This window comes from Thiorhodovibrio frisius (assembly GCF_033954835.1).
In the GTDB taxonomy this organism is placed as follows: domain Bacteria; phylum Pseudomonadota; class Gammaproteobacteria; order Chromatiales; family Chromatiaceae; genus Thiorhodovibrio; species Thiorhodovibrio frisius.
In genome coordinates, this window is the sequence record NZ_CP121471.1 from 5043927 (window position 1) to 5066992 (window position 23066).

The 23066-nt window shown below is 60.7% G+C and carries 27 protein-coding genes; 13 read left to right on the forward strand and 14 right to left on the reverse strand.

The genetic code is table 11. From position 1 onward, the window contains the following. The first annotated feature begins 81 nt into the window (after positions 1 to 81). From Thiofri_RS22980 to Thiofri_RS22990, 3 genes are read left to right on the forward strand one after another with little or no spacing between them, the layout of a single operon-like run. The gene (locus tag Thiofri_RS22980; protein WP_009148836.1) at positions 82 to 972 is read left to right on the forward strand and encodes a metal ABC transporter permease; all 891 of its coding nucleotides are present in this window, start codon (positions 82 to 84) and stop codon (positions 970 to 972) included. A gap of 30 nt (positions 973 to 1002) precedes the next feature. Then, positions 1003 to 1521, forward strand: coding sequence for a transcriptional repressor (locus Thiofri_RS22985; protein WP_009148837.1), 519 nt, complete (start codon positions 1003 to 1005; stop codon positions 1519 to 1521). Positions 1522 to 1525: 4 nt separating this feature from the next. Next, positions 1526 to 2095, forward strand: coding sequence for a DUF3299 domain-containing protein (locus Thiofri_RS22990; RefSeq protein ID WP_040855816.1), 570 nt, complete (start codon positions 1526 to 1528; stop codon positions 2093 to 2095). A gap of 111 nt (positions 2096 to 2206) precedes the next feature. Here the strand turns inward: Thiofri_RS22990 and ptsP are convergent, their stop codons facing one another. From ptsP to kdsC, 12 genes are all read right to left on the reverse strand, one after another. Further along, on the reverse strand, positions 2207 to 3946 hold the full coding sequence (gene ptsP / locus Thiofri_RS22995; protein WP_009148840.1) for a phosphoenolpyruvate--protein phosphotransferase: 1740 nt from the start codon (positions 3944 to 3946) through the stop codon (positions 2207 to 2209). Further along, on the reverse strand, positions 3943 to 4212 hold the full coding sequence (locus Thiofri_RS23000) for an HPr family phosphocarrier protein (protein WP_009148842.1): 270 nt from the start codon (positions 4210 to 4212) through the stop codon (positions 3943 to 3945). The genes ptsP and Thiofri_RS23000 overlap by 4 nt, the downstream gene beginning before the upstream one ends. A 35-nt stretch (positions 4213 to 4247) precedes the next feature. Continuing rightward, complete coding sequence (locus Thiofri_RS23005) at positions 4248 to 4658, reverse strand: PTS sugar transporter subunit IIA (protein ID WP_009148844.1); 411 nt, start codon at positions 4656 to 4658, stop codon at positions 4248 to 4250. Continuing rightward, on the reverse strand, positions 4655 to 5521 hold the full coding sequence (gene rapZ, locus Thiofri_RS23010; protein ID WP_009148846.1) for an RNase adapter RapZ: 867 nt from the start codon (positions 5519 to 5521) through the stop codon (positions 4655 to 4657). The genes Thiofri_RS23005 and rapZ overlap by 4 nt, the downstream gene beginning before the upstream one ends. 51 nt (positions 5522 to 5572) lie before the next feature. Continuing rightward, positions 5573 to 6556 carry an HPr(Ser) kinase/phosphatase gene (gene hprK / locus Thiofri_RS23015; RefSeq protein WP_009148847.1) on the reverse strand — a complete coding sequence of 328 codons (984 nt, stop codon included), beginning with the start codon at positions 6554 to 6556 and terminating at the stop codon, positions 5573 to 5575. Continuing rightward, positions 6553 to 7029 carry a PTS IIA-like nitrogen regulatory protein PtsN gene (ptsN, locus tag Thiofri_RS23020; RefSeq protein ID WP_040855819.1) on the reverse strand — a complete coding sequence of 159 codons (477 nt, stop codon included), beginning with the start codon at positions 7027 to 7029 and terminating at the stop codon, positions 6553 to 6555. The genes hprK and ptsN overlap by 4 nt, the downstream gene beginning before the upstream one ends. Positions 7030 to 7155: 126 nt before the next feature. Further along, on the reverse strand, positions 7156 to 7521 hold the full coding sequence (hpf, locus tag Thiofri_RS23025; protein ID WP_009148850.1) for a ribosome hibernation-promoting factor, HPF/YfiA family: 366 nt from the start codon (positions 7519 to 7521) through the stop codon (positions 7156 to 7158). 111 nt (positions 7522 to 7632) lie between these two features. Continuing rightward, the gene (locus Thiofri_RS23030; protein WP_009148851.1) at positions 7633 to 9141 is read right to left on the reverse strand and encodes an RNA polymerase factor sigma-54; all 1509 of its coding nucleotides are present in this window, start codon (positions 9139 to 9141) and stop codon (positions 7633 to 7635) included. Positions 9142 to 9282: 141 nt separating this feature from the next. Continuing rightward, positions 9283 to 10035 carry an LPS export ABC transporter ATP-binding protein gene (gene lptB / locus Thiofri_RS23035; protein WP_009148853.1) on the reverse strand — a complete coding sequence of 251 codons (753 nt, stop codon included), beginning with the start codon at positions 10033 to 10035 and terminating at the stop codon, positions 9283 to 9285. Continuing rightward, positions 10032 to 10568: a lipopolysaccharide transport periplasmic protein LptA gene (lptA, locus tag Thiofri_RS23040; protein WP_009148854.1), complete on the reverse strand. Its 537-nt coding sequence runs from the start codon at positions 10566 to 10568 to the stop codon at positions 10032 to 10034. Before lptA ends, lptB begins: the two co-directional genes overlap by 4 nt. Continuing rightward, on the reverse strand, positions 10561 to 11175 hold the full coding sequence (gene lptC / locus Thiofri_RS23045; RefSeq protein ID WP_009148855.1) for an LPS export ABC transporter periplasmic protein LptC: 615 nt from the start codon (positions 11173 to 11175) through the stop codon (positions 10561 to 10563). Before lptC ends, lptA begins: the two co-directional genes overlap by 8 nt. A 129-nt stretch (positions 11176 to 11304) precedes the next feature. Further along, positions 11305 to 11844, reverse strand: coding sequence for a 3-deoxy-manno-octulosonate-8-phosphatase KdsC (kdsC, locus tag Thiofri_RS23050; protein WP_009148857.1), 540 nt, complete (start codon positions 11842 to 11844; stop codon positions 11305 to 11307). A gap of 521 nt (positions 11845 to 12365) precedes the next feature. Between kdsC and Thiofri_RS23055 the strand changes: the two genes are divergently transcribed. The 9 genes from Thiofri_RS23055 (at position 12366) to hisC (ending at position 20263) form a co-directional block, all read left to right on the forward strand. Then, a complete protein-coding gene (locus Thiofri_RS23055) occupies positions 12366 to 13223 on the forward strand; it encodes an ATP-binding cassette domain-containing protein (protein WP_009148861.1) in 858 nt (285 codons plus the stop codon). Further along, a complete protein-coding gene (gene mlaE / locus Thiofri_RS23060) occupies positions 13220 to 14023 on the forward strand; it encodes a lipid asymmetry maintenance ABC transporter permease subunit MlaE (protein ID WP_009148863.1) in 804 nt (267 codons plus the stop codon). Before Thiofri_RS23055 ends, mlaE begins: the two co-directional genes overlap by 4 nt. Before the next feature lie 3 nt (positions 14024 to 14026). Further along, positions 14027 to 14497 carry an outer membrane lipid asymmetry maintenance protein MlaD gene (gene mlaD / locus Thiofri_RS23065; RefSeq protein WP_040856788.1) on the forward strand — a complete coding sequence of 157 codons (471 nt, stop codon included), beginning with the start codon at positions 14027 to 14029 and terminating at the stop codon, positions 14495 to 14497. A 61-nt stretch (positions 14498 to 14558) separates the two neighbouring features. Next, a complete protein-coding gene (locus Thiofri_RS23070) occupies positions 14559 to 15167 on the forward strand; it encodes an MlaC/ttg2D family ABC transporter substrate-binding protein (RefSeq protein WP_009148867.1) in 609 nt (202 codons plus the stop codon). A gap of 14 nt (positions 15168 to 15181) precedes the next feature. After that, on the forward strand, positions 15182 to 15532 hold the full coding sequence (locus Thiofri_RS23075; protein WP_009148869.1) for an STAS domain-containing protein: 351 nt from the start codon (positions 15182 to 15184) through the stop codon (positions 15530 to 15532). Between the two features lie 106 nt (positions 15533 to 15638). Continuing rightward, positions 15639 to 16922, forward strand: a complete 1284-nt coding sequence (gene murA, locus Thiofri_RS23080; RefSeq protein ID WP_009148871.1) for a UDP-N-acetylglucosamine 1-carboxyvinyltransferase — start codon at positions 15639 to 15641, stop codon at positions 16920 to 16922. A gap of 4 nt (positions 16923 to 16926) precedes the next feature. Continuing rightward, positions 16927 to 17610, forward strand: coding sequence for an ATP phosphoribosyltransferase (hisG, locus tag Thiofri_RS23085; protein ID WP_051023855.1), 684 nt, complete (start codon positions 16927 to 16929; stop codon positions 17608 to 17610). Between the two features lie 154 nt (positions 17611 to 17764). After that, positions 17765 to 19069, forward strand: coding sequence for a histidinol dehydrogenase (gene hisD, locus Thiofri_RS23090; protein ID WP_009148875.1), 1305 nt, complete (start codon positions 17765 to 17767; stop codon positions 19067 to 19069). A gap of 90 nt (positions 19070 to 19159) precedes the next feature. After that, positions 19160 to 20263 carry a histidinol-phosphate transaminase gene (hisC, locus tag Thiofri_RS23095; RefSeq protein ID WP_009148877.1) on the forward strand — a complete coding sequence of 368 codons (1104 nt, stop codon included), beginning with the start codon at positions 19160 to 19162 and terminating at the stop codon, positions 20261 to 20263. 55 nt (positions 20264 to 20318) lie between these two features. Here the strand turns inward: hisC and Thiofri_RS23100 are convergent, their stop codons facing one another. Together Thiofri_RS23100 and Thiofri_RS23105 are read right to left on the reverse strand one after the other, a co-directional pair. After that, positions 20319 to 21374 carry a PilT/PilU family type 4a pilus ATPase gene (locus Thiofri_RS23100; protein WP_009148880.1) on the reverse strand — a complete coding sequence of 352 codons (1056 nt, stop codon included), beginning with the start codon at positions 21372 to 21374 and terminating at the stop codon, positions 20319 to 20321. A gap of 103 nt (positions 21375 to 21477) precedes the next feature. Next, positions 21478 to 22749 (reverse strand): PilT/PilU family type 4a pilus ATPase, encoded by a 1272-nt coding sequence (locus Thiofri_RS23105; protein ID WP_009148882.1) that lies wholly within the window; start codon positions 22747 to 22749, stop codon positions 21478 to 21480. Positions 22750 to 22882: 133 nt separating this feature from the next. Here Thiofri_RS23105 and Thiofri_RS23110 point away from each other — a divergent pair, with 133 nt between their 5' ends. Beyond that, complete coding sequence (locus Thiofri_RS23110; RefSeq protein WP_040855827.1) at positions 22883 to 23062, forward strand: DsrE family protein; 180 nt, start codon at positions 22883 to 22885, stop codon at positions 23060 to 23062. Positions 23063 to 23066: the final 4 nt, after the last annotated feature.

The following is a 23066-nucleotide window of genomic DNA, read 5'->3' on the forward strand; positions in this document are numbered from 1 at the left end:
GTTTCACCCTAACGCATTCTGGGCTGACCTATCTGGGGTCGAGAGGATGTGCTCCCCTAGCAAGATCGCAGGTATTGGCGCATGACTGAGTTCTTCGGCGCCCTGACCCAGCACAGCTTTCTGCAACAAGCCCTGCTTGCCGGCCTGCTGGCGAGCCTTGGCTGTGGTCTGATGGGGCCCTTTGTGGTCGTCAAGCGCATCACCTTTCTCGCCGGCGGCATTGCCCATTCGGTGCTGGCGGGCATGGGCGCCGGCGTCTATTTCGGTTTCGATCCGCTGCTCGGCGCCCTGGTGGCAGCGGTGATCGCGGCTCTGCTGATCGGCTGGGTGCGCCTGTATTCCGATGTGCGCGAGGACACCACCATCGGCGCTCTCTGGGCAATCGGCATGGCGGTCGGCATTCTGTTCATTGCCGCGATACCTGGCTATACCTCGGACTTGATGAGCTTTCTCTTCGGCAACATCCTGCTGGTGCCCAAGCGCGAGCTGCTGTTCATGGGGCTGCTCGATACCGTGCTGCTGATCAGCCTGACCCTCTTTTACCGCCAGTTTGTTGCCCTGGCTTTCGATGAAGAATTCGCCCGTCTGCGCGGTATTCCAGTCGGGCCGCTCTATCTGGCACTACTGGTGCTGGTCGCCATTACCGTGGTGCTGATGATTCAGGTCGTCGGCCTAATTCTGGTCATCGCTCTGCTCACCTTGCCGGCCGCCATCGCGGGACTCTGGACCAGCTCGCTGGCAATGATGATGCTACTGGCGACCCTGCTCGGCGTCCTGCTAACCAGTGGCGGCCTGGCACTGTCCTACGCACCCGATTGGCCGGTTGGGCCAAGCATCATCGTGCTGGCGGGCAGCGCCTACATTGTGGCCCTGGTGGCCCGGCACCTTTGGCAAGCCTGGCGACGGCAGTCGACACTGGCCAGCGGCGGCGGCAGCGCCTGGCGAGCCGGAGAGCAGCATGACCAGGTGTGATTGGCACCAGAGCCCAGATCGGTGCATTCCATGACGGATCACCCGTTAAACAGCTGCAAGGGCAAGGCAACCGAAGTTGACCGGATGCTGCAACTGGCCGAACGACGATGCCATCAACAGGGGGCGCGTCTGACTGCGCGCCGCCGCCGGGTGCTGGAGATTTTGTGCCAAAGCGAGCGCCCGCTTAGCGCCTACCAGATCCTCGAAGAGTTACGCGACGGCGCGCCCTTGGCCCCACCGACCGTCTACCGCGCACTGGATTTTCTCCTCGAGCAGGGCCTGATTCATAAACTCGAGACCCTGCATGCCTTTGTCGGCTGCAACCACCCGGATCATCCGCATGCAAGCCAGTTTCTCATCTGCGCCGACTGCGGCGGGGTCACGGAAATCGAGGACGCGAGCCTGAGCGACAGTGTGCAAGTGGCAGCCTCGCGCAGCGGCTTCAAGCCAAGGCGCTCGGTAGTCGAGGTGCTTGGCTTGTGCGCCTATTGCTCGGAAACCCAAAGAGTCGCGTCCACTGCAAGCGAGGCAGATGGCAATGAGAGATAACGGCATGAACAAACACGGGCGCACGGCTTTGCTGCTTGACGTTGCGCTGGCTGTTTTACTGACTGGCCTAATGGGGGGCTGCGGCGAGCACGAACCTGAACAGCGCGGCGCATCGGCCGAGGAGCTGACCTGGGACGACCTGCTGCCCGCCGACTGGCAACCAGAAAAACTGCTTGAAAACTTCAATGCCGAAGACATCGCCGACGAAGACCCACGCGCGGCGGACCTGATGGAAAAGCTCGCGGCCCTGTGGAAAGAAGCTCCGGTGGTGCCAGGGCTCAACGGGCGTCAGGTGCGCCTGCCTGGATTCGTGGTGCCGGTCAACCTTGAGGCCGAAGACATCGATCAATTCCTGCTGGTGCCCTACTTCGGTGCCTGCATCCATGTCCCACCGCCACCGGCCAATCAAACCGTCTTTGTCACCACCCGGGAGAACAAGCCCTATGTCGGCGCACTCTTCGACACCGTGTGGGTCGAGGGCAAAATGCAGGTGGACAATGTCGACAGCGCACTCGGCAGCGCCGGCTACCGCATCGACCAGGCGCGAGTCACGCCCTACGAGACCAACGAATAGTGGCCATGGCTGAGTAGCCACCTTTGAAGGGCGTAGGCGCGATCAGCATCTGTCTGGACATGACAGCAACGACGGCTTTGATCCTTTGGGGTGACGCGCCAAGGTACCCAGTCAAGCGGCTTCGGCGAGCTGATCGAGCAGGCTTTGCGGGCTCAAATCATCGATCCCCGGCATGAGTTTATCCATGGTGCGCACAAGGGCGCCGATGTCGCTGTCGCGCACAATCGCTTTGACTTCGAGCAGGGAGCCGGGCTGCATGCTGAGTTCGCGCAGGCCAAGGCCAAGCAGCAACCGGGTATAGCGGGCATCGCCAGCCATTTCACCACACATGCTCACCCGGGTGCGGGTTTTGGCCGCAGACTCGATGATGTGGCGAATCAGGCGCAGCATCGCCGGATGCAGGGGCTCGTAAAGATAGCTGACGGAGTCATCAAGGCGGTCGATAGCCAGAGTGTACTGAATCAGGTCGTTGGTGCCGATGGACAGAAAATCGAGCCGGCGCGCCAGGGATTCGGCCATCAGTGCAGCCGCCGGAACTTCGATCATGCCGCCGATGGGCATGAGCGGATCGAAGGCAAGCCCCTGATTGCGCAGCATGCGTTTGGTGGTCTGGATGAGCCGCAGCAGGGTGTCGACCTCGTTGAGCGTGGAGATCATCGGGACCATCAGCCGCACCGGGCCGGCTGCGGAAGCACGCAGAATGGCGCGCAGTTGCGGCAGGAAGAGGTCGGGCTCTTTTAAGCACAGGCGGATGGCGCGCAGGCCGAGCGCCGCGTTAGTCAGCGGCGGCAGGCGATCGGACAGATACTGGATGTTTTTATCCAGCCCCAAATCCAGCGTGCGGATGGTCAGCGGCAGGCCGTTCAGTGCCTTTAAGATGCCAAGGTAATCGGCGAGATGTTCTTCCTCACTCGGCGCCTGGGTGTGGTTGAGATACAAGAATTCGGTCCGGTAGAGGCCGACGCCGGATGCGCCGTTTTGTTGCGCCGCAGCGCTGTCCTCGGGCAGTTCCAGATTGGCCAGCAGCACCACGGGCACGCCGTCGCGGCTGGTCGAGGGGCGGGTGAGCAGCTGTTTGAGCGCAGCGCGGTGATGTTCGGCGCTGCTCAGGCGGCGACGGAAAAACTCGAGCGTCTCAGGATCGCTGGTAGCCAGGATGCAGCCAGTCTCGGCGTTGACCACGAGTTGTTCGCCATGGCGCAAGCCCTCGGTAGCGCGATGCACGCCCATGACGGTTGGAATATCCAGGCTGCGAGCCAGGATAGCCGTGTGCGACATGGGCCCGCCATGCTCGGTCACAAAGGCCGTGACACCGCGCTGGCGCAGCAGGATGGCATCGGCCGGCGTCAGGTCATCGGCGACGACCACGGCGCCTTCGACATTATCGGTGGCAAGATCGGGGTTGACCTGCTCGACGCCGCTCAGAAACACCTGAATCTGACGCACCACATGCTCAACATCGTCGCGCCGGGTGCGCAGGTAGGGGTCATCCATTTCGTCGAAAACCTGCACCAGGGTGTCGCGCTGTAGCTTGAGCGCCCAACCGGCGTTAAGGTTTTGATCGCGAATCAAATCGCGGGTGGCGTCAACCAGTGCTGAGTCGGTAAGCATCAGCAGATGGGTGTCGATGAACTCGGCGATGTGCGTCGGGGTGTCGGCCGGGATCTGTTGGCGAATGCGCTCGAGATGGCGGCGGGCGGCGTCGAGCGCAGCGTCAAGGCGACGCAGTTCGGCGTCGGGGTGCTCGACCGGCTCCGAGGAGAAGCTCGGCTCCTGTTTGAGCAAATAGGCTCGGCCAACGGCAAGCTTGCGAGCGCCGGCAACGCCGAGCCCGCAGAAGGCGGTGGTCATTCACCCTCTCCGAAGTAATCGCCAATCAGGGCCTCAAGTGCGTCCATAACTTCCTGCTCGTCGGTACCATCGGCCTCAATGCTGATGGTGGTTCCGCGCGCAGCGGCCAGCATCATCACGCCCATGATGCTCTTGCCATTGACGCGGCGACCTTCGCGCTCAACCTGCACTGTGCTATCAAAACCGCTGGCGCAGGTAACGAACTTGGCCGCAGCGCGGGCGTGCAGACCGAGGCGATTGATGATTTCGATGTCTTTGCGAACCACGGGTTTGGTGTTGAGTCAGCAGTTGTTGTTGCGTTTTAGGTCTTGGCAGGCGCGTTATCGAGTTGGCACAGCAACACGCCGTCGCGCCCGCCGCTAAGCGCCTTTTCGGTGATAGCGCCAAGATCGAGCGAATGATAATTCAGCGCGCGCACCAGCATGGGCAGATTGACGCCGGTCAGCACCCGCACCTGGTGGCCCTGGCGGATGCTGTTGGCCACGTTTGAGGGCGTTGAGCCAAAGAGGTCGGTCAAAATCAGCAGTCCACTGCCGTCGTCAAGCTCGTTCGCCAAGCGCGTGGCGAGCGCTTGCAGCTGATCCGGGTCGTCGTACTCGGTCACATTAATGGCCGATGCGGCAAGCGGACAACAGCCAAACATGCGAGTGGCGGTGGTCAGCAATTCGGCGCCAATCTGATTATGGGTGATCACGAGCAGAGAAACAGTCACGGCAGCTCCCGGTGGCGGACGAGGGCGCGGCGCCCGCCGCGATCAAAATGCGCGCGCACGGCCTCGGCCATGTAGACGGAGCGATGCTGGCCACCGGTGCAGCCGATGGCAATGGTCAGGTAGCTGCGCCCGTCGCGCTCGAAGCAGGGGGTCCAGCGGTCCAGAAAGGCGATGAGGTCATCGCGCATGGCCACCACCTCCTCAAAACCTTCAAGATAGTTAATCACAGCCAGATCGCGTCCGGTTTGGCCGCGCAGTTCCTCCTGCCAGTGCGGATTGGGCAGGCAGCGCACGTCGAAGACGAAGTCGAAAGACTCGGGCACGCCCTTCTTAAAGCCGAAGGATTGCAGCAGGATGGAGGTACTGAGCTTTTGCCCGTCACCGAGACAGCCACGCACCAGATCGCGCAATTCATGGATGTTAATGTGGGTGGTGTCGATATGCGCATCGGCAACCTGGCGCAGGGGTTCGAGCAGTTCGCGTTCGTAGTCGATGGCCTCGGCCAGGGAGCGCTGCTCGCTGGTCAGCGGGTGTTTGCGCCGTGTCTCGCTAAAGCGCGTCATCAGCCGTTCGGTCTGGGCCTCGAGAAAAATCAGCCGTGGGATGATGCCCTGTTTGCCGAGCGACACCAACACCTGTGGTAGCTGGCGCAGATCGTCCGGGTTGCTGCGTGCATCGATGCCAACGGCGGTGCCAACGCACTCCGGGCACAGGACCGGTTCGCTCTGGAGTAACCCCAGAGCCAGCTCGCTTAGCAGGAACAGCGGCAGGTTATCGATACAGTTATAGCCGATATCTTCGAGCGTATTGAGCGCCACGCTCTTGCCCGCGCCTGAGAGTCCACTGACGATAATGAAGTCCATGGTTGGATAGGCCTATCTTGGAGTCAGGTGCTGGAATCAGGGGCGCAGGATTCAGGTCCAGGCCTCGCGGGTGCTGTACTCGGCCTCCCAGGCCGGCGCATCGGCGGCCAAGAGTTCCGCCTGACGCTCGGCCAGGTCGGCTCCGGCATCATAGCCTCGAATGCGCAGAATTTGACTGCGCACGGCGGTCTCGAGCAACACCGCGAGATTGCGCCCGGGTGCCACTGGAATGGTGATTTCCGGCACTGCGATGCCGAGAATGGTGCGCGCGGACAGGCTGCCGAGCAGGCGGTCGACGCCGGCCAGTTCGCTGCTGTTGTAGATCCGCATGCTGATGACCAGTTTCAGGTGGTCTGTCTCGCGCACTGCGCTCTCGCCGAACATGGCGCGAATATTGAGCACACCAAGGCCGCGCACTTCGAGAAAATCGCGCAGCAGGGGCGGGCAGCGTCCCTCAATGATCTCCGGCGCAACCCGAGCGAATTCAGGCGCGTCATCGGCGATCAGTCGGTGGCCGCGCGCGATCAGCTCAAGCGCCAGTTCACTCTTGCCGATGCCGGGGTCGCCGACCAGCAGCACGCCCATGCCAAGCACCTCGAGAAAGACGCCATGCAAGGTGATGCGCTCAGCAAAGGCGTAGGTCAGCACATGTTGCAGGTGCTCGACAAGGTCCTGGTCGTTCAGGCCCGAGCCCAGCAGGGGCGTCTGTTCCCGCTCTGCAAGTGCGCGAAATTCCGGGTCAGGTTCCAGCCCGTCAGAGAAGATGACCGCAATGGGTTGGGCGGTAAAAACCCGCGTCATCATGTCGGCGCGGGCGTCCGGGTGCAGATCGCCTAAGTAGGCGGATTCGGCCGGGCCGATAATTTGCACCCGGTTCGGGCGGATGCAGTTCATGGAGCCCACCAACCGCTGGCGCGGTGATTGGGGCGGATTAGTGAGAGGAATGGGCTCTGGCGGAGGCTCAAGCACCCAGCGCAGCTTGAGCGGCTTGCTCAGGCTGTCGACAAGTCGCTGCAGGGAGTCGATAGCTTTCACGCGACTCCGTTGGATGCCGACAGAGATGCCTGGGTGAGAATGTCGAGCAGTGCCTGTGGGCTCTCGGCGCTGCGCAGGCGCTGTCGGAGATGATCCTGGTTGAAGAGTTCCGCCAGCTTGGCCAATAGTTGCAGATGGGTCTCGTTGGCGCCCTCAGGCACCAGTAGCGCAAAGGCCAGGTCAATCGGTTGGTCGTCGATGGCATCGAAGGGGACGGGCTCGGCGATCTGGATGAAAGCGCCAATGGCGTCCGTGATCTCCGCCACGCGCGCATGGGGCAGCGCCACGCCATGACCGAGGCCGGTGCTGCCGAGGCGTTCGCGCTCGAGCAGGCGGTCGAATACCGCCTCGCGGCTGAGCTGGGGCTGCTCGCCAACCAACAGCTCGGCCAAGGTTTCAAGCAGCCGCTTCTTACTGCTGATGCTGGCCCCGGCGAGCACCCGGTGCTCGACGATAAGTTGCGGGGGAAACATGTGCGCTGGCTCTCCGGTGGACGAAACAAAAACCGGAGCCAGCATGACCGGCTCCGGTATGGGTCATCAGTGAAGGATGTCGGTAGGTTCGTTATTTGGACAACGGGTCAAGCAATGCGTTTGACCTCAGTCCTCCTCAAGCGCTTCCGATGCTGCCTCGTCGGTAGCGGCAAGTTCGGCGCTGGCCACTTTGGCACCGGGCGCGCGATGACTTTGGCGCTTTTCCTTGTACTTGAGCACCTGACGGTCGAGCTTATCGATCAGCCCGTCAATGGCGGCGTACATGTCCTCGTGCGTCGCATCGGCATGAACGTTGGCGCCATTGACGAGCAGGGTGGCTTCCGCCTTCTGGCGGAGCTTCTCGACACTCAGGATGACGTTGGCGTTGATGACATGGTCGAAATGGCGCTCCAGGCGGGAAAATTTACTATCGACATAGTCTTTGAGTGGTTCGGTAATGTCGACATGATGCCCGGTGAGCTTGATTTGCATAGGTTATGACTCCTGAATGGTCGAACGCGGCGATGGCCGGTGCAATGACTGGGGAATTTCATCACAAAAGAACCCTGGTATGAAAACCCTCTGTAATGAAAACCTCTGGCGTCATGCGAGCCGCTTGCGCTCGTTCGAGGGCGGGATGCCCATGGCTTCGCGGTATTTGGCGACTGTTCGTCGTGCCACCTTGATGCCCTGATCCGACAGAACCTCGGCAATTTTGTTGTCACTCAGAGGCTTATTAGGCGTCTCTGCGGCGACCAGTTTGCGGATAAAGGCGCGGATGGCGGTCGATGAACACTCACCCCCTGAAGTGGTGTTGACGTGACTTGAAAAGAAATATTTGAACTCGAAGGTGCCCCTGGGGGTGTGCATGTATTTCTGCGTTGTCACGCGCGAGACGGTGGATTCATGCAGCTCCAGCGTCTCGGCGATGTCGCGCAGCACCAGCGGGCGCATGGCCTCTTCGCCAAAATCGAAAAAGTCCTGCTGCAGCTCGACAATTTTGGTCGCTACCCGCAGCACGGTGTCATTGCGACTCAGCAGGCTTTTGATAAACCACTGCGCCTCTTGCAGATGGGATTTCAGGCACTGATTGTCGGCGGCCTTATCGGCACGCCGAATGAGCTGCCTGTAACTCTCGTTGACGCGAATTCGCGGCGTGGTATCCGGGTTAAGCTCCACTGTCCAGCGGCCGTGGCGACGGCGCACCAGCACGTCGGGCTTGATGTATTCCGGTTGCACCTCGGTCACGGCCGACCCTGGGCGCGGGTTCAGGGAGCGGATCAGCGTCAGTGCCTGGCCCAAGTCATCGTCGCTGAGCTTGGTGCCACGGCGCATGGCGTCCAGATCGTTGCGCCCCAGAGCATCGAAATGGTGCTCGCAGATGCTCAGGGCATGGTCGCGTCGCGGCTGGTGATCGGTCAGCTGACGCAGTTGCAGGATCAGGCATTCGCGCAGGTCGCGTGCCGCGAGACCCGGCGGATCGAAGCTCTGGATGCGATGGAGCACGGCTTCAATCTCGTCCGGCTCAAGTTCCGGGTCGTTCAGAATCGCGGGCAATTCGCTCAGGTCCAGATGCAGGTAGCCGTCGGCGTCAATGGCGTCGATCAGCGCCTCGGCAACGGCTTGGTCGCGCGCGCCGAAACGGGTCAGGTTGAGCTGCCAGTCGATGTAGTCATGCAGCGTCTGCGGGCGCGAGCGCTGGGCGAAGAGGTCGAAATCATTGCTGTCGCCGGACTGGCTGCCAGATTGAGCACCGGATTGGGCACCGCTGCTTGGCGCGTAGCTGTCGGAGGTATCGGCGAAAGTGTCGGTCCATTCGCTGTCGGTGGGCAACTCGTCGGGCATGCCGTCGCGCTCGGGGCGCAACGAGCTATCGAGTCGCGCCTCTTCGAGACGCTGCGCGCTGGCCTCATCCTGATTCAGGCGGTCTTCGCGGGTGCCTGGCTCCGGCAGGTCGTCATCGGCGTTCTCGAGCATCAGGTTGGACTCAAGCGCCTGCTGGATTTCCTGCTGGAGATCCAGGGTCGAGAGCTGCAGCAGCTTAATCGCTTGCTGCAGCTGCGGCGTCATCGTCAGCTGCTGGCCGAGGCGCAGTTGAATGGTCTGCTTCATCGCGACGCCTTCAACGGAACTGCTGCGGGCAGCGGGACTCCGGCGGGATGGGCATAGACAGATGCTTGGACAATGAATGAAATTTGCATAGGGCAAATTTGATTGTAGCTGATCTTTGCCAAGTCGACGCAAAGCCGAGCGTCAAAGCCGGAAATGCTCGCCAAGATAGACCGCGCGCACCTGGGTGTTGCTGAGCAAGGCCGAGGGCTCACCTTCGGCAATCACCTGCCCATCGCTGATGATGTAGGCGCGATCACAAATATCGAGGGTTTCTCGCACGTTATGATCGGTGACCAGCACGCCAATACCGCGCTCGCTCAAATGGGTGATAATTTTTTTAATGTCGACCACTGCGATCGGGTCGACCCCGGCAAAGGGCTCGTCAAGCAACATGACTTTCGGCTCGACGGCAAGTGCGCGGGCAATTTCCAGGCGGCGGCGCTCGCCTCCCGACAAACTGAGAGCCAGAGATTGGGCGATATGCGCAATGCCAAGCTCATCGAGCAGCGCCTCGCAATACTGGCGGCGCTGGTGGTCGTCGAGTTCTGGGCGGGTTTCGAGCACCGCCATCAGGTTGTTTGTTGCGCTCAGCTTGCGGAAGATGGATGGCTCCTGGGCCAGGTAGCTCAGGCCGCGCCGGGCGCGTGCGTGCATGGGCGCGAGGGTGACATCCTCGCCGGCAAGCAAAATGCGCCCGGAATCAGCGCTCACCAGACCGACGATCATGTAGAAGCTGGTGGTCTTGCCGGCACCGTTGGGACCGAGCAAACCGACAACTTCACCAGCCCTGACGGTGATATCAACACCATCGACAACCCTGCGACGGCGATAGCTCTTGGCCAGACCTTCGGCCTGCAAGGCCAGAGCGGCCTGAGTGTGCGAACCGGGAGTCATTCCTTTGGCGTGATGGTGATTTTGACGCGCTCGTTGCCCTGCGCATTGGCGCCGGCGGTGACGCGCGCGGTGGTGCGATTGTATACGATGCGGTCATTGGCAAAGCGATCCTGACCTTGGATCAACACGGCGCGATCAATCAAGGTGATTTCGTCGCGATCCGCATCGTATTCCATTCGTTGCGATCGCCCCAAAACCGGTTCGGTCTCGCCCTCGGGTATCTGTCGGTAGCGTGCCGGATCGCCCACAGCAATAATAATGCGCGGCTGGCGGTTTTCACGGTGCTGGACTTCGACCTGGTCGGCAAGAATGCGCAGGGTGCCCTGCTGAATATCGACATTACCGAAGTACCAGCTTTGCGCGGTATTGTCGTCGAATTCGACGGCATCGGCTTCGATAAACAGCGGCTGCTCCTGGTCGCTGTCGAGCGCGAAGACCGGTGCGCCAGTCAGTATTGTCAGACAGAGCAGGGTCAGGGCCAGGCTGGGGCCAGGAATATGCTTGAGTCTCATGGCAGCAATCGATTCAGTCATGACGTTGGTCGGCGGGTGGCGGGGCTGGCGTCTCGCTTGTTACCAATCTGGAACGCACGCGTCCAACAAACTCGCCGCGCATCGGCTCACTGTACCAGAAGCGCATGCCGTCAATGGCGGTCATGCGGTCTGCCCCGCGGTCGAGTTCGATGAAACGATCAGTTTCGGCGCGCTCATCATCCGGAAAGACCTCGATCCAGCTGGTCGCGAATGCGATGGCCTCCTGGTCGGACGCGGCGGCGCGTCGTGCACGGACTTCACCACTCAGCACGATTCGCTCATTCCCGGCGGAGATCCAGCCGCGCTCGGAGCGGATATGCCAGGGCGGAGCCTGGTCATCGTAAAGCCGCAGGCGAGGCTGGTCGAGTTCGTTACTGTCGTCATCCGGGTAATGACGCAATTGTTCGGCCCTAAGTCGACGGGCGGGCTGTCCATGAATATCGAGTTCCAGCGCGCGCACACCGTCGACGACATAGTCGGGACGCCGGCCGTCTTGCAAACCAGCGGGCGAGGCCGGTTGTTGACTGGGCTGGGCAAACCACAGCCCGAGCAGCCCGAGCAACACGAACACTGCGGCGAGTAACAACTGACGGGGTTGGGCGAACATGGATGCTTACCCCGAAACAGCCGCTTTAATGACCAGGGTTAAGGTGGCCGGGATCATAAGCACTCTCCTGAAACAGCAGCTTTGCTCCTCCGGGGTGGCTGGAACCAGGAGACCGAGTATCGCCACGGCCTAAACCGCCTTAAGAGGTGGGAGATAACGAGCGAGCATGGGCTCGAGGGTATCCTGGGCGCGCATGATGAACTCGCAGACCTCGCGCGCCGCGCCGCGGCCGCCGGGGTTTTCCGTCTGCCAGTGGCAATGCGCCTTGACCAGCGGATGGGCATCCGCAACCGCGACGCCAAGCCCGACCTGAGACAGAATGGGGAGGTCAATCACATCGTCGCCGACATAAGCAAAGGCGCTGTCGGCAAGCTCCAAACGCGCCTTAAGTTCTTCATAGGCTGGCGTTTTATCGCGCCGCCCCTGATAGACATGGCGCACGCCGAGACTTTCCATACGCAACCGCACCACCTGAGATTGACGCCCAGTAATGACCGCCAAGCTGACGCCGGTCTGCTGGAGCATAGCCATACCGTGCCCATCGCGTGAATGAAAGGCTTTGTACTCCTGTCCATCGTCGCCGATGATCAGGCGGCCATCGGTCAAGACGCCATCAACGTCGAAAATGACGACACGGATGGCTTTTGCCCGTTCGATTGCATCTTGCATCGGCTGACTCTCCTGGATGCGGGGCTGCTAAGTGAGCAGGTGCTTGTGTGGCAGCCAGTTTCTGGCGCAAATTGTATTTTGGGCACAGTGCTTTTTGTTGGGGTACAGGCTTTTTGGGCAACGCCTCTTGCTGGAATGGCAATGAAACAGGCCAAACGCCACCCCTGTTATCATAGCCACTGACGCTCACTGCGTCAGCATTGCGCTGCATGCGCTCGCCTTCGCTTGACGTACCTGCAGCAAGCCCAGACAATAGCGCCTCTTCATTCAAAGCTGCCGAGAGGCTCCACAACGGCATCCTTACCGCCGGGATCCCGTGACCGCTGCCCGGTCCAAAACAGAACACTCGTTCGCTACAGCGATAATCCAATCCAGATTCTCCTCGCAGGTTCTCATGCCCAATCCTGTCAATCGCGCAAGTTTGCTGCAAGGGAACTTCCACCAATACTCCCGCTGGCCCCTGATCGCGTGACATGACGGCGGCCTCCATTTCTCCCTATCGTCCTCGCTTGACGCCCGATATGGCCCCCGATCCAACCCCTGATCCAACCCCGGAGGCCAGCGAGTCGGAACGCTCCGAGCCGCTGGTGCGGGTGCGGGGACTGAGCTTCCAGCGTGGCGAGCAGGTCATTTTCGATCAGCTCGACCTTGACATCGAGCGTGGCAAGGTCACTGCCATCATGGGCCCAAGCGGTGCTGGCAAGACAACCTTGCTGAAGCTGATCGGCGGGCTGCTGCGGCCCGACGCGGGCACCATTGAGGTCGACGGGCTGGACATCGGCGCGCTGAGTCGAAACGCGCTCTTCCAGTTGCGCATCCGCATCGGCATGCTGTTTCAAAGCGGGGCGCTCTTAACGGATCTGGATGTGTTCGAGAATGTCGCCTACCCGCTGCGCGAGCATTACCGGCTGCCCGAATCAATACTGCGACGTTTGGTGCTCATGAAGCTCGAAGCTGTCGGGCTGCGCGGCGCGGCACGGGTGATGCCAAGCGCCCTATCCGGCGGCATGGCCCGCCGGGTGGCTCTGGCGCGAGCGGTCGCACTCGACCCCATGATGATCATGTACGACGAGCCCTTCACCGGGCAGGACCCGATCTCTATGGGAGTGCTGGTCAGCCTGATCCGCCAACTCAACGATGCCAGCGCCATGACCAGTCTGGTGGTATCACACGATGTGCGCGAGACGCTGAGCATCGCCGATTACGCTTATCTCATTGCCAATGGGCGTCTGATCAGTCAAGGCACTCCGGAGGACATCGCGCGTGAGTCCTCATCCTGGGTGCGGCAGTTCGTCGACGGGTTGCCGGACGGACCTGTGCACTTCCATTACCCCGCCGCCGATGCGGTTGATGCCTTTCTGGAGGCGCCCCGGCGATGACCGACGGTCCTCTGAACGCCCCCTTGAACGCGCTCGCCGCCGTGGGGCGGGCTGTGCTCGACAGGGTCGCGCGCTTCGGGCGCGCCCATCTTTTGCTGCTCGGCATGCTGGCCGGGATGCCGTCTCTGTTGCCGCGCCCGCAACTTTTGCTCGTGCAACTTTTTGCAATTGGCGTGCTCTCGGTGCTGATTGTGGTGGTCTCCGGGCTATTTGTCGGCATGGTGCTCGGGCTACAGGGTTATTATGTGCTCTCGCAATTCGGCGCAGCGGAAAGCCTTGGGGTCATGGTGGCTGCCTCCCTGGTACGCGAGCTTGGTCCCGTGGTCACAGCCCTGCTGGTCGCGGGGCGCGCAGGCTCGGCCCTGACTGCCGAAATCGGACTGATGAAAACCACCGAGCAGCTCTCGGGGCTTGAGATGATGGCCGTCGATCCGGTCAAGCGGGTGCTGAGCCCGCGGCTGCTTGGCGGTTTTCTGTCCATGCCGCTGCTTGCCGCCCTGTTTAGTGCGGTCGGGGTACTGGGAGGCTACTTTGTTGGCGTTGGCCTTCTCGGCGTCGATTCCGGTGCCTTCTGGAGTCAGATGCAGGCAAAGATCGACTTCGAGGGGGACGTGCTCAACGGCGTCATCAAAAGCCTGGTCTTCGGTTTTGTCGTGACCTGGATCGCGCTCTTCGAGGGCTATGACGCGAGCCCAACGGCAACCGGAATCAGCCGCTCCACCACTCGTACCGTTGTCAACGCTGCCCTGGCGGTACTGGCGCTGGATTTCGTTCTCACGGCCCTGATGTTCGGAGACTAAATGATGGTCAAAACGCGTATGCTCGAGATCGCGGTCGGCGCCTTCATGGTTGCCGGCCTGGTGGCGCTGTTCTTTTTGGCGATGCACGTCAGCAACCTGAGCCAACTGACTGGTGGCGACGGTTATCGCATCATTGCCTACTTCGACAACGTCGGCAGCCTTAAGGTGCGCGCACCCGTGAGCATGTCCGGCGTGCGTGTCGGGCGGGTCGAATCCATCGTCTACGACCAGCAGCGCTTTCAAGCCGTGGTGACCATGCTGATCGAGGAGCAATTCAACGAGATTCCCACCGACACCTTCGCCAATATTTTCACCGCTGGCCTGCTGGGCGAGAAGTACATCGGACTGGACCCGGGCGGAAGCATGGACGCCTTGGCCGATGGCGACAAGCTAGAACACACGCAATCCGCCCTGGTGCTCGAGCAGATGATCGGGCGCTTCCTGCTCAGCAAAGCCGAAGAAGGTGTGGATTGACGGGCGAGAGACGAGAAACAAGGGGCCGGGTGGTCAGGGTTTTGATTCACGGAGACTTGACATGAAACGAAGACAGTTTTTCGCCTTGGGCGTGCTCTTGATGACGGCAGTGTCTGCGGCCTCCTTGGCGGCGCAATCACCGTCCGATCTGGTGCGCAACACTGCGGAGTCAATGCTCTCAACGCTCGAGGCAAGGCGGGCGGAGATTGATCGCCGGCCGCAGCTGATCTACGAACTGGTCGGGCGCAATCTGGCACCGCATTTTGACTTCGAGCTCATTACCCAATCGGCCGTCGGGAGCGACTGGCGAAAGGCGACGCCGGCGCAGCGCCAAGCCCTGGTCGATGCCTTTCGTGAGGTCCTGGTGCGTACCTATGCAACAGCCTTGCTGAAATACTCAGGTCAGGAGATCGTCTACCAGACCGCCAAGCCCGGCACGCGCGAGGGCACGGTCATAGTCCCGACCCAGGTGCGCGCACCTGGTGCGGCTGCCATTCCGGTCGACTACCGGCTGCACAACAAGCGTGGAACCTGGAAGGTCTACGACGTAGTAATCGAAAATGTCAGCCTGATTTCCAACTATCGTGGCCAGTTCCGCTCCATTATCGGTCGCGATGGCATCGACGGCCTGATTAAGGAATTGCGCGCCAAAAGCCGCACCGCAACCTGAGCCGGGAGCGGATTGTGGCGCAACTGCTCGAACTCGGCGATGGGCGTTTTCGGCTCGAAGGTGAGCTAAACCTGCACACAGTGGCCAATCTCGCGCGCGAGTCCAGGCGACTGTTCCCGCGACGGCGCGATCAAGCAACACCGGAACCGGCGCTACTGGAACTCGATCTGGCAGGCGTCACTCAGGCCCGCAGCGCCGCTGTGGCGCTGATGCTCGACTGGCTCGCGCGCGCCAATTCGCGCGGATCCCAGCTGCGGATCATCAACTGGCCTGAGTCCATGGTGCGCATCGCCAAATTTTCCAACCTCGCCGAACTGCTCGAGTTCCCGAAATCGCCGGGCGAGACCGGCCCCGCCGGAGCCTGAATTCAGATCACCAACTACCAGAGCCCAAGTAACAAAGCGGGATTCCAACGCCAGACCCATCCTCCAGAATCCCAACCTAGGGCGAACGACGACCGACCACGACAAGATGGATAAACTGCTAATTACCGGGGGCCCGGTTCTCCAAGGCGAGGTACGCGCAGCCGGGGCCAAAAATGCTGCCCTGCCGATCCTGGCGGCCACCCTGTTGGCCGAGACGCCCTGTGTGTTATCGAATGTGCCGCATCTGCGCGACATCACCACCACCATGGAGTTGCTCGGGCGCATGGGTGTGCGACTAACCGTGGATGACCGCATGCGCATTCACGCAGACGCTAGCAAGGTGAGTGTTTACGCCGCGCCCTATGATTTGGTCAAAACCATGCGGGCGTCCATTCTGGTGCTGGGGCCGCTGCTCGCGCGCTTTGGCGAGGCCGAGGTGTCATTGCCTGGTGGCTGCGCCATCGGCTCGCGACCGGTCAATCTGCATATCGACGGGCTGCGCGCCATGGGCGCCGAGATTGAAGTCCGCAACGGCTATGTGCGGGCGCGCGCCGGACGGCTGCGTGGGGCGCGTTTCATCATGGATCAGGTCACAGTGACAGGCACCGAAAACTTGATGATGGCAGCGGCCTTGGCGCAAGGTCAAACCGTACTCGAGAATGCCGCGCGCGAACCAGAAGTGCTTGATCTTGCTAATTTTCTCAATAATATGGGCGCGCGTATCAGCGGCGCGGGCACGGGCACCCTGGTTATCGAGGGTGTCGAACATCTCAGTGGCACTGACTACTCGGTACTGCCTGATCGGATCGAAACCGGTACCTATCTGGTCGCCGCTGCCATGACCCGCGGGCATGTGCGGGTGCGCGCCACCCGCGCCGATCTGCTTGATGCGGTGCTGGCCAAGCTGCAAGAGGCGGGCGCCAAAATTGACACGGGCGAGGACTGGATCGACCTCGACATGCGTGGCCGACGCCCCCGTGCTGTCGATGTCCATACCGCGCCCTACCCGGCTTTTCCAACCGACATGCAGGCGCAGTTCTGTGCACTCAACGCCATCGCCGAGGGCACTGGAACAATCACAGAAACCGTGTTTGAGAACCGCTTCATGCATGTGCTCGAGATGCAGCGCATGGGGGCGGATATCCGTCTTGAAGGCAATCTGGCCATTTGTCGTGGGGTGGAGCACCTGACAGCAGCCCCGGTCATGGCCACCGATCTGCGCGCATCGGCGAGTCTGGTCCTGGCCGCGCTGGTCGCCGAGGGCGAAACCCTGATCGACCGGATTTACCATATCGACCGCGGCTACGATAATATCGAAGAGAAATTATCCTCCCTGGGTGCAACGGTGCGGCGGGTGTCCGCCAAGCTTGAGACAGCCGCTGCGGCCTGACGGGATGATAGCGACCAGCCGTCCAGCATCCGGGAGTCAGCCAGGGTTGAACCAACAACTGACCATCGCGCTCTCCAAAGGGCGCATCTTCGAGCAATCCCTGCCGCTGCTAGCCGCCGCTGGCGTGCAGCCGCAAGAAGACCCCGAGACCAGTCGCAAGCTGATCCTCGACACCAACAGGCCCGAGGTCAAGCTGGTGATCATTCGCGCCAGCGACGTGCCCACCTATGTGCAATATGGCGCGGCCGATATCGGAATCGCCGGCAAGGACGTGCTGCTTGAACATGGCGGTGATGGCCTGTACGAACCGCTCGACTTGCGCATCGCACGCTGTCGCATGATGGTCGCCGGCATGCCCGAAGCAGTGCGTCAGCGACCGGGACGACTGCGCATCGCCACCAAATATGTCCGCTGCGCCGAGCGCTATTTCGCCACCCAGGGCAAGCAGGTTGAGATCATCAAGCTCTACGGCTCCATGGAACTCGCGCCTCTAGTCGGTCTGTCTGACCTCATTGTTGATCTGGTCGAAAGCGGCAACACGCTCAAAGCCAATGGTCTCGTACCACTCGAACACATCTGCGACATCAGTTCGCGCCTGATCGTCAACAAGGCATCCTGGAAGATGAAACACGAGTGGGTCATGCAACTCATCAACGACATCCGCACCGCTGTTGAGGCTGATTCGTAGAGGCGAATTCTCGCTAAAGCCTATGCGTTTTCTGTTTCGGGCCGAGTACAAATCGCCTCGATAAAACCCGGCAACAAACTCAATCTTCGTCACAAAGGCCGCAAAGATTCTGCTAACCACTGCTGGCCACCGCTGGCCACCCGCAAAAAATACAATGCTCAACATCCAACGCCTGTCCACCACGGATTCGGACTTCAACGCCCGCCTTGATGCCCTGCTGGCCTGGGATTCGGTCTCGGACACGGCCGTGCAACAGCGCGTCGACGAGATCATCCAACAGGTGCGCTCCCAGGGCGATGTCGCGCTATGCGACTACACCGCCCGCTTCGACGGCTGGCAACCCGCCAATGGCGCCGCACTGGAATTGCCGCTGGAGCGTTTGCGCCAAGCGCTCACCGCAATCCCCGCCGCTCAGCGTGAGGCCCTTGATCTGGCCGCCTCGCGCATCCGCACTTATGCCGAACATCAGCGTCTGCAAAGCTGGGACTTCAAAGATACCGATGGCACCCTGCTGGGGCAAAAGATCACCCCGCTCGACCGGGTGGGCCTCTATGTGCCGGGCGGCAAGGCGGCCTATCCGTCCTCGGTACTGATGAACGCAATACCGGCCAAGGTCGCGGGCGTTGGTGAGCTCATCATGGTCGTGCCCACTCCGCGCGGGGAGTTGAACGAACTCGTACTAGCCGCAGCCGCCATTGCCGGAGTCGATCGGGTCTTTGCCCTGGGTGGCGCCCAGGCAATCGCCGCGCTGGCCTATGGCACCGAGACGGTGCCGGCAGTCGACAAGGTGGTTGGCCCCGGCAACATCTATGTCGCCACCGCCAAGCGCGCGGTGTTCGGGCAGGTTGGCATCGACATGGTTGCAGGCCCCTCCGAAATCCTGATTCTGTGCGATAGCCAGACCGATCCCGACTGGATCGCCATGGATCTCTTCTCGCAGGCAGAACACGATGAAGACGCCCAATCCATTCTGGTGAGCTGGGATGCGGCCTATCTCGAACGGGTGTTGGCCAGCATTGAGCGGTTACTGCCAACCATGGAACGCCGGGAGATCATTACCACGGCACTGACCACGCGCGGGGCGCTCATTCTGGCGCGCGACCAGGACGATGCGGTGATGGTTGCCAACCGTATCGCGCCTGAACATCTCGAACTCTCGGTTGCAGACCCGATGGCACTGGCCGAAAAGGTTCGCCACGCCGGAGCAATTTTCATGGGCCGCCACACCGCCGAAGCCCTCGGCGACTATTGCGCCGGACCAAACCATGTACTGCCGACCTCGCGCACCGCGCGCTTTTCATCGCCGCTGGGCGTCTATGACTTCCAGAAACGCTCCAGCCTGATTATGGCCTCGCCGACCGGCGCCGCCAGACTGGCCGGCACCGCCAGCGACCTGGCGCGCGGCGAGGGGCTGACGGCGCACGCACGCTCGGCCGAGCTGCGCGGCAATGCTCCCTGACGGAAACACCTGGCGATGACTGATCATCCAATCACTGACAGTTCAATGACTGGCAGCGCAATCAGCGGCAATTCAATCACAGGAAGCTCCATGACTGGCAGCCCGGCCCATAAATCCATGACGCCGACTGTGGATGCGCTGGTACGTCCAGCCATCCGCGCGCTACGCGCCTATCATGTGCCGGACGCCACCGGCCTGATCAAGCTCGACGCGATGGAAAACCCCTTTGCCATGCCGGACAAGCTACGCCAACCCTGGCTGGCCGCGCTGGGAGAGCAGGCACTGAATCGCTATCCCGATCCTCGGGCGAGCTTGCTACAGACCACGCTGCGCGCCACCATGGGCATACCCGCCGACATGGGGCTGGTGCTCGGCAATGGCTCCGACGAACTCATCCAGATGCTGGCGCTGGCCCTCACCGAGCCTGGACGCAAGCTGCTGTCGTTTGATCCCGGCTTCGTCATGTATCGCATGATCGCGACCTTCGCCGGACTTGACTATGTCGGCGTACCCCTGCGCGCCGAGGATTTTGCACTCGATCTGGATGCCGCACTGGCCGCCATCGAAAAACACCGGCCGATCCTGACCTTTCTCGCCTACCCCAACAACCCCACCGGCAATCTGTTCGAGGCCGACAGCATCGCGCGCATTATCGAGGCCAGCCCGGGGCTGGTCGTGGTCGACGAGGCCTACGCGCCCTTCACCGATCACAGCTTTCTGTCGCGCCTAGGCGACTGGCCCAATCTGTTGGTGCTGCGCACGGTGTCCAAAATGGGCCTTGCCGGGCTGCGCCTCGGCTATCTGGCCGGCCCAGCGGAATGGATCGGCGAAATCGACAAAACCCGGTTGCCGTACAACATCAATGTGCTGACCCAGACCAGCGCGGTTTTTGCGCTGCGCCATGCCGAGGTCTTCGATGCTCAGACCCAGATGATCCGAACCGAGCGCGAGCGCCTGGCTGCGGCTTTAATGGCAATGAATGCCTTGCAGGTGTATCCAAGCGAGGCCAATTTTCTCCTGCTGCGGATGCCGGTGGGCTCAGCCGGACGGGTATTTGAGGGGCTCAAAAGCCAAGGCGTACTTATCAAGAACCTTGACGGCGCCCATCCACAACTACGCGACTGCCTGCGCGTCACCGTGGGCTCTGCGGACGAAAACCAGGCATTTCTGGCCGCGCTAACGGCGGTACTCTAAGCCGACTTAATTCAGTTGTCCGCGTCCTTGCCCCCTGCCCTCGGCAGAACACCGCCTAACCAAAGTTAATCCGCGCCTCCAGATTCGCCGCCGAATCGGCATTGCCGAGGCATTCATCCAGCGAAATACGTCCATCGCGGTAGAGCTTGAGCAACGCCTCGTCGAAGGTCACCATGCCTTCTTCTTTGCTTTCTGCCATCGCCTGACGCATTTCATCCACGCGCCCCTCGCGGATCAAATCGCTGATGTGCGGGGTATTCATCAAAATCTCGATGGCCGCGACCCGCTTGCCCTCCACAGTGCGCACCAGGCGCTGGGAGATGATGGCACGCAAGTTTAGAGACAAATCCATGAACAGCGTTTTGTGCATTTCCATCGGGAACATATTAATGATGCGTTCCATGGTCTGATAGGCATTGTTCGCATGCAGGGTAGAGATGGCCAGATGGCCAGTACCTGAGAGTTCAATGGCCGCTTCCATGGTCTCGCGGGTGCGGATCTCGCCGATCAGAATCACATCCGGTGCTTCGCGCAAGGAGCTTTTTAGCGCAGTGGCATAGTCCTTGGTGTCGATACCCAATTCGCGCTGGTTAATGATGGATTGCTTGTGCGCGTGAATATACTCAATGGGATCCTCAATGGTCAGAATATGCCCGGGTTTCGTGCTATTCCTGTGATCAATCATGGCCGCAAGGGTGGTCGATTTACCTGATCCGGTAGCGCCCACCATCAGGATGATGCCGCGTCTATGCATCACTAGTCGCTTGAGAATCTCCGGTAGTCCAAGCTCATCAATGGTGGGTATCTTGCTGGTCAGGAAGCGAATAACCATGGCGGGGGTGCCCCGCTGGTGAAAGGCGTTAATGCGGAAGCGCCCATGCCCAGACAAGCCAATGCCAAAATCGATTTCACGGTGATTCTCGAAGAAATCAATCTGCTCTTTTGTCAGCACTGAGTGAATGGCCGCAGTGCACATTCCAGGCTCAAAAACGGTATCGCCGATTGACTGGATGACGCCGTCGATTTTGATCTTGACTTGGGTGCCGGCAGTAAAGAACAAATCCGATGCGCGCTTTTGCACCATCAATTTCAGGTAAGGGGTGATATCCATAAGTGGTCCGGTTGGTTACCGCAAAAACAGCAGATTAATTCTCCGGGGCGGCCGAGGCTATGCGCGTCAGCCCTTGCAATGTGCGACCGTCGAGCAGCGCCTATTATTGCTTGAACTCCGATTCCAAATCGAGCGAGGCCTCGGCCAGGTCGAAGCTGTCAAGGTCGAACGCGCTCTCAGATGCATCGTCCGCCGCCGGTTTATTGCCCAGTTCGCCGGGGGGCAGGTCTTCCTCGTCCTCGCCGACCAGCCTGAGACCATCAGTGTCGCCAAAGGCATCGCCCTCGGTGGCATCGGCACTTTCAAGCTTGATTTTCAGGCGCAGCTCGTTCATGGAATCAGCATTGCGCAGACCGTCTTCGAGCGTGATCAGTCCGGCCTCGTAGAGATCAAACAAGGCCATGTCGAAGGTCTGCATGCCAAGCTCGCGCGAGCGCTTCATGATGGCTTTGATTTCATGCACCTTGCCTTTGAAGATCAGATCCTGAATCAGCGGGCTGTTGATCATGACCTCAATCGCCGCCACCCTTCCTCCGCCAATGCGCGGCAGCAGACGCTGGGAAATGACGGCTTTTAGATTGAGCGACAGATCCATCAGCAACTGTGAGCGGCGTTCCTCAGGAAACAAATTGATGATGCGGTCCAGTGCCTGGTTGGCGTTGTTGGCATGCAGTGTAGACAGGCACAAATGGCCGGTCTCGGAGAAGTTGATTGCATGCTCCATGGTCTCGCGCTGGCGAATCTCGCCGATCAGAATCACATTGGGCGCCTGACGCAGAGTATTAACCAGAGCGTTGTCCCAGGAGTCGGTATCCACGCCCACCTCACGCTGGGTGATCAGGCAGTTTCGGTGCTGATGCACGAACTCCACCGGGTCCTCGATGGTGATGATATGGCCATGGGTCTTCTCGTTGCGGTAGCCGAGCATCGCGGCCAGGCTGGTGGATTTGCCCGAGCCGGTGCCGCCTACCAGCAGAATCATGCCGCGCTTGGTGAGCACCAGATCCTTGAGCACCGGTGGCAGGCCAAGTGCGTCGATCTCGGGAATTTCGGTCGGGATAGTGCGCAGCACAACGCCGGAGCGCCCCTGTTGCACGAAAGCATTGACGCGGAAACGCCCGATGCCAGGCGGGCTGATGGCGAAGTTGCATTCCTTGTTGGCGTCGTATTCCTTAAGCTGGTAGTCGTTCATGATGGAACGCACCAACACGCCAGTCTGCTCAGCGCTCAGGGGTTTTTCACTCAGCGGCGTGAGTTTGCCATCGATTTTGCAGGCGGGCGGAAAGTCAGCGCTGACGAAGAGGTCGGAGCCCTTGCGGGCCATCATCATGCGCAGACAGTCGAGCATGAACTTGGCGGCTTGCTGACGATCCATAAAATGCTCCTGTCGCTTGAGATGCCATGATCTAGCCAGTCGCCTGGGCGAGACTCCAGAGCGATCTGGCGCGAGTCCTCAACATTAAACCCAATCGCCATTTTTCGCATCATTGGGATGACGCTTTTTTGGCGTGAAATTGAAGCTGCTGCCAGAAACCAGTTGGTTGGCATGTCGCGCGGTGCTGAAGGATCAAGCCTACAAGGCGCGCTTTGGCAGCGTGAATCCGAATGTCGAATTACTCGGCAAGCTAAAGGATGCTGGAGTAAAGCTCTATGTCTGCGGCCAGGCGATTGTTGACAGCGGCTACTAATACC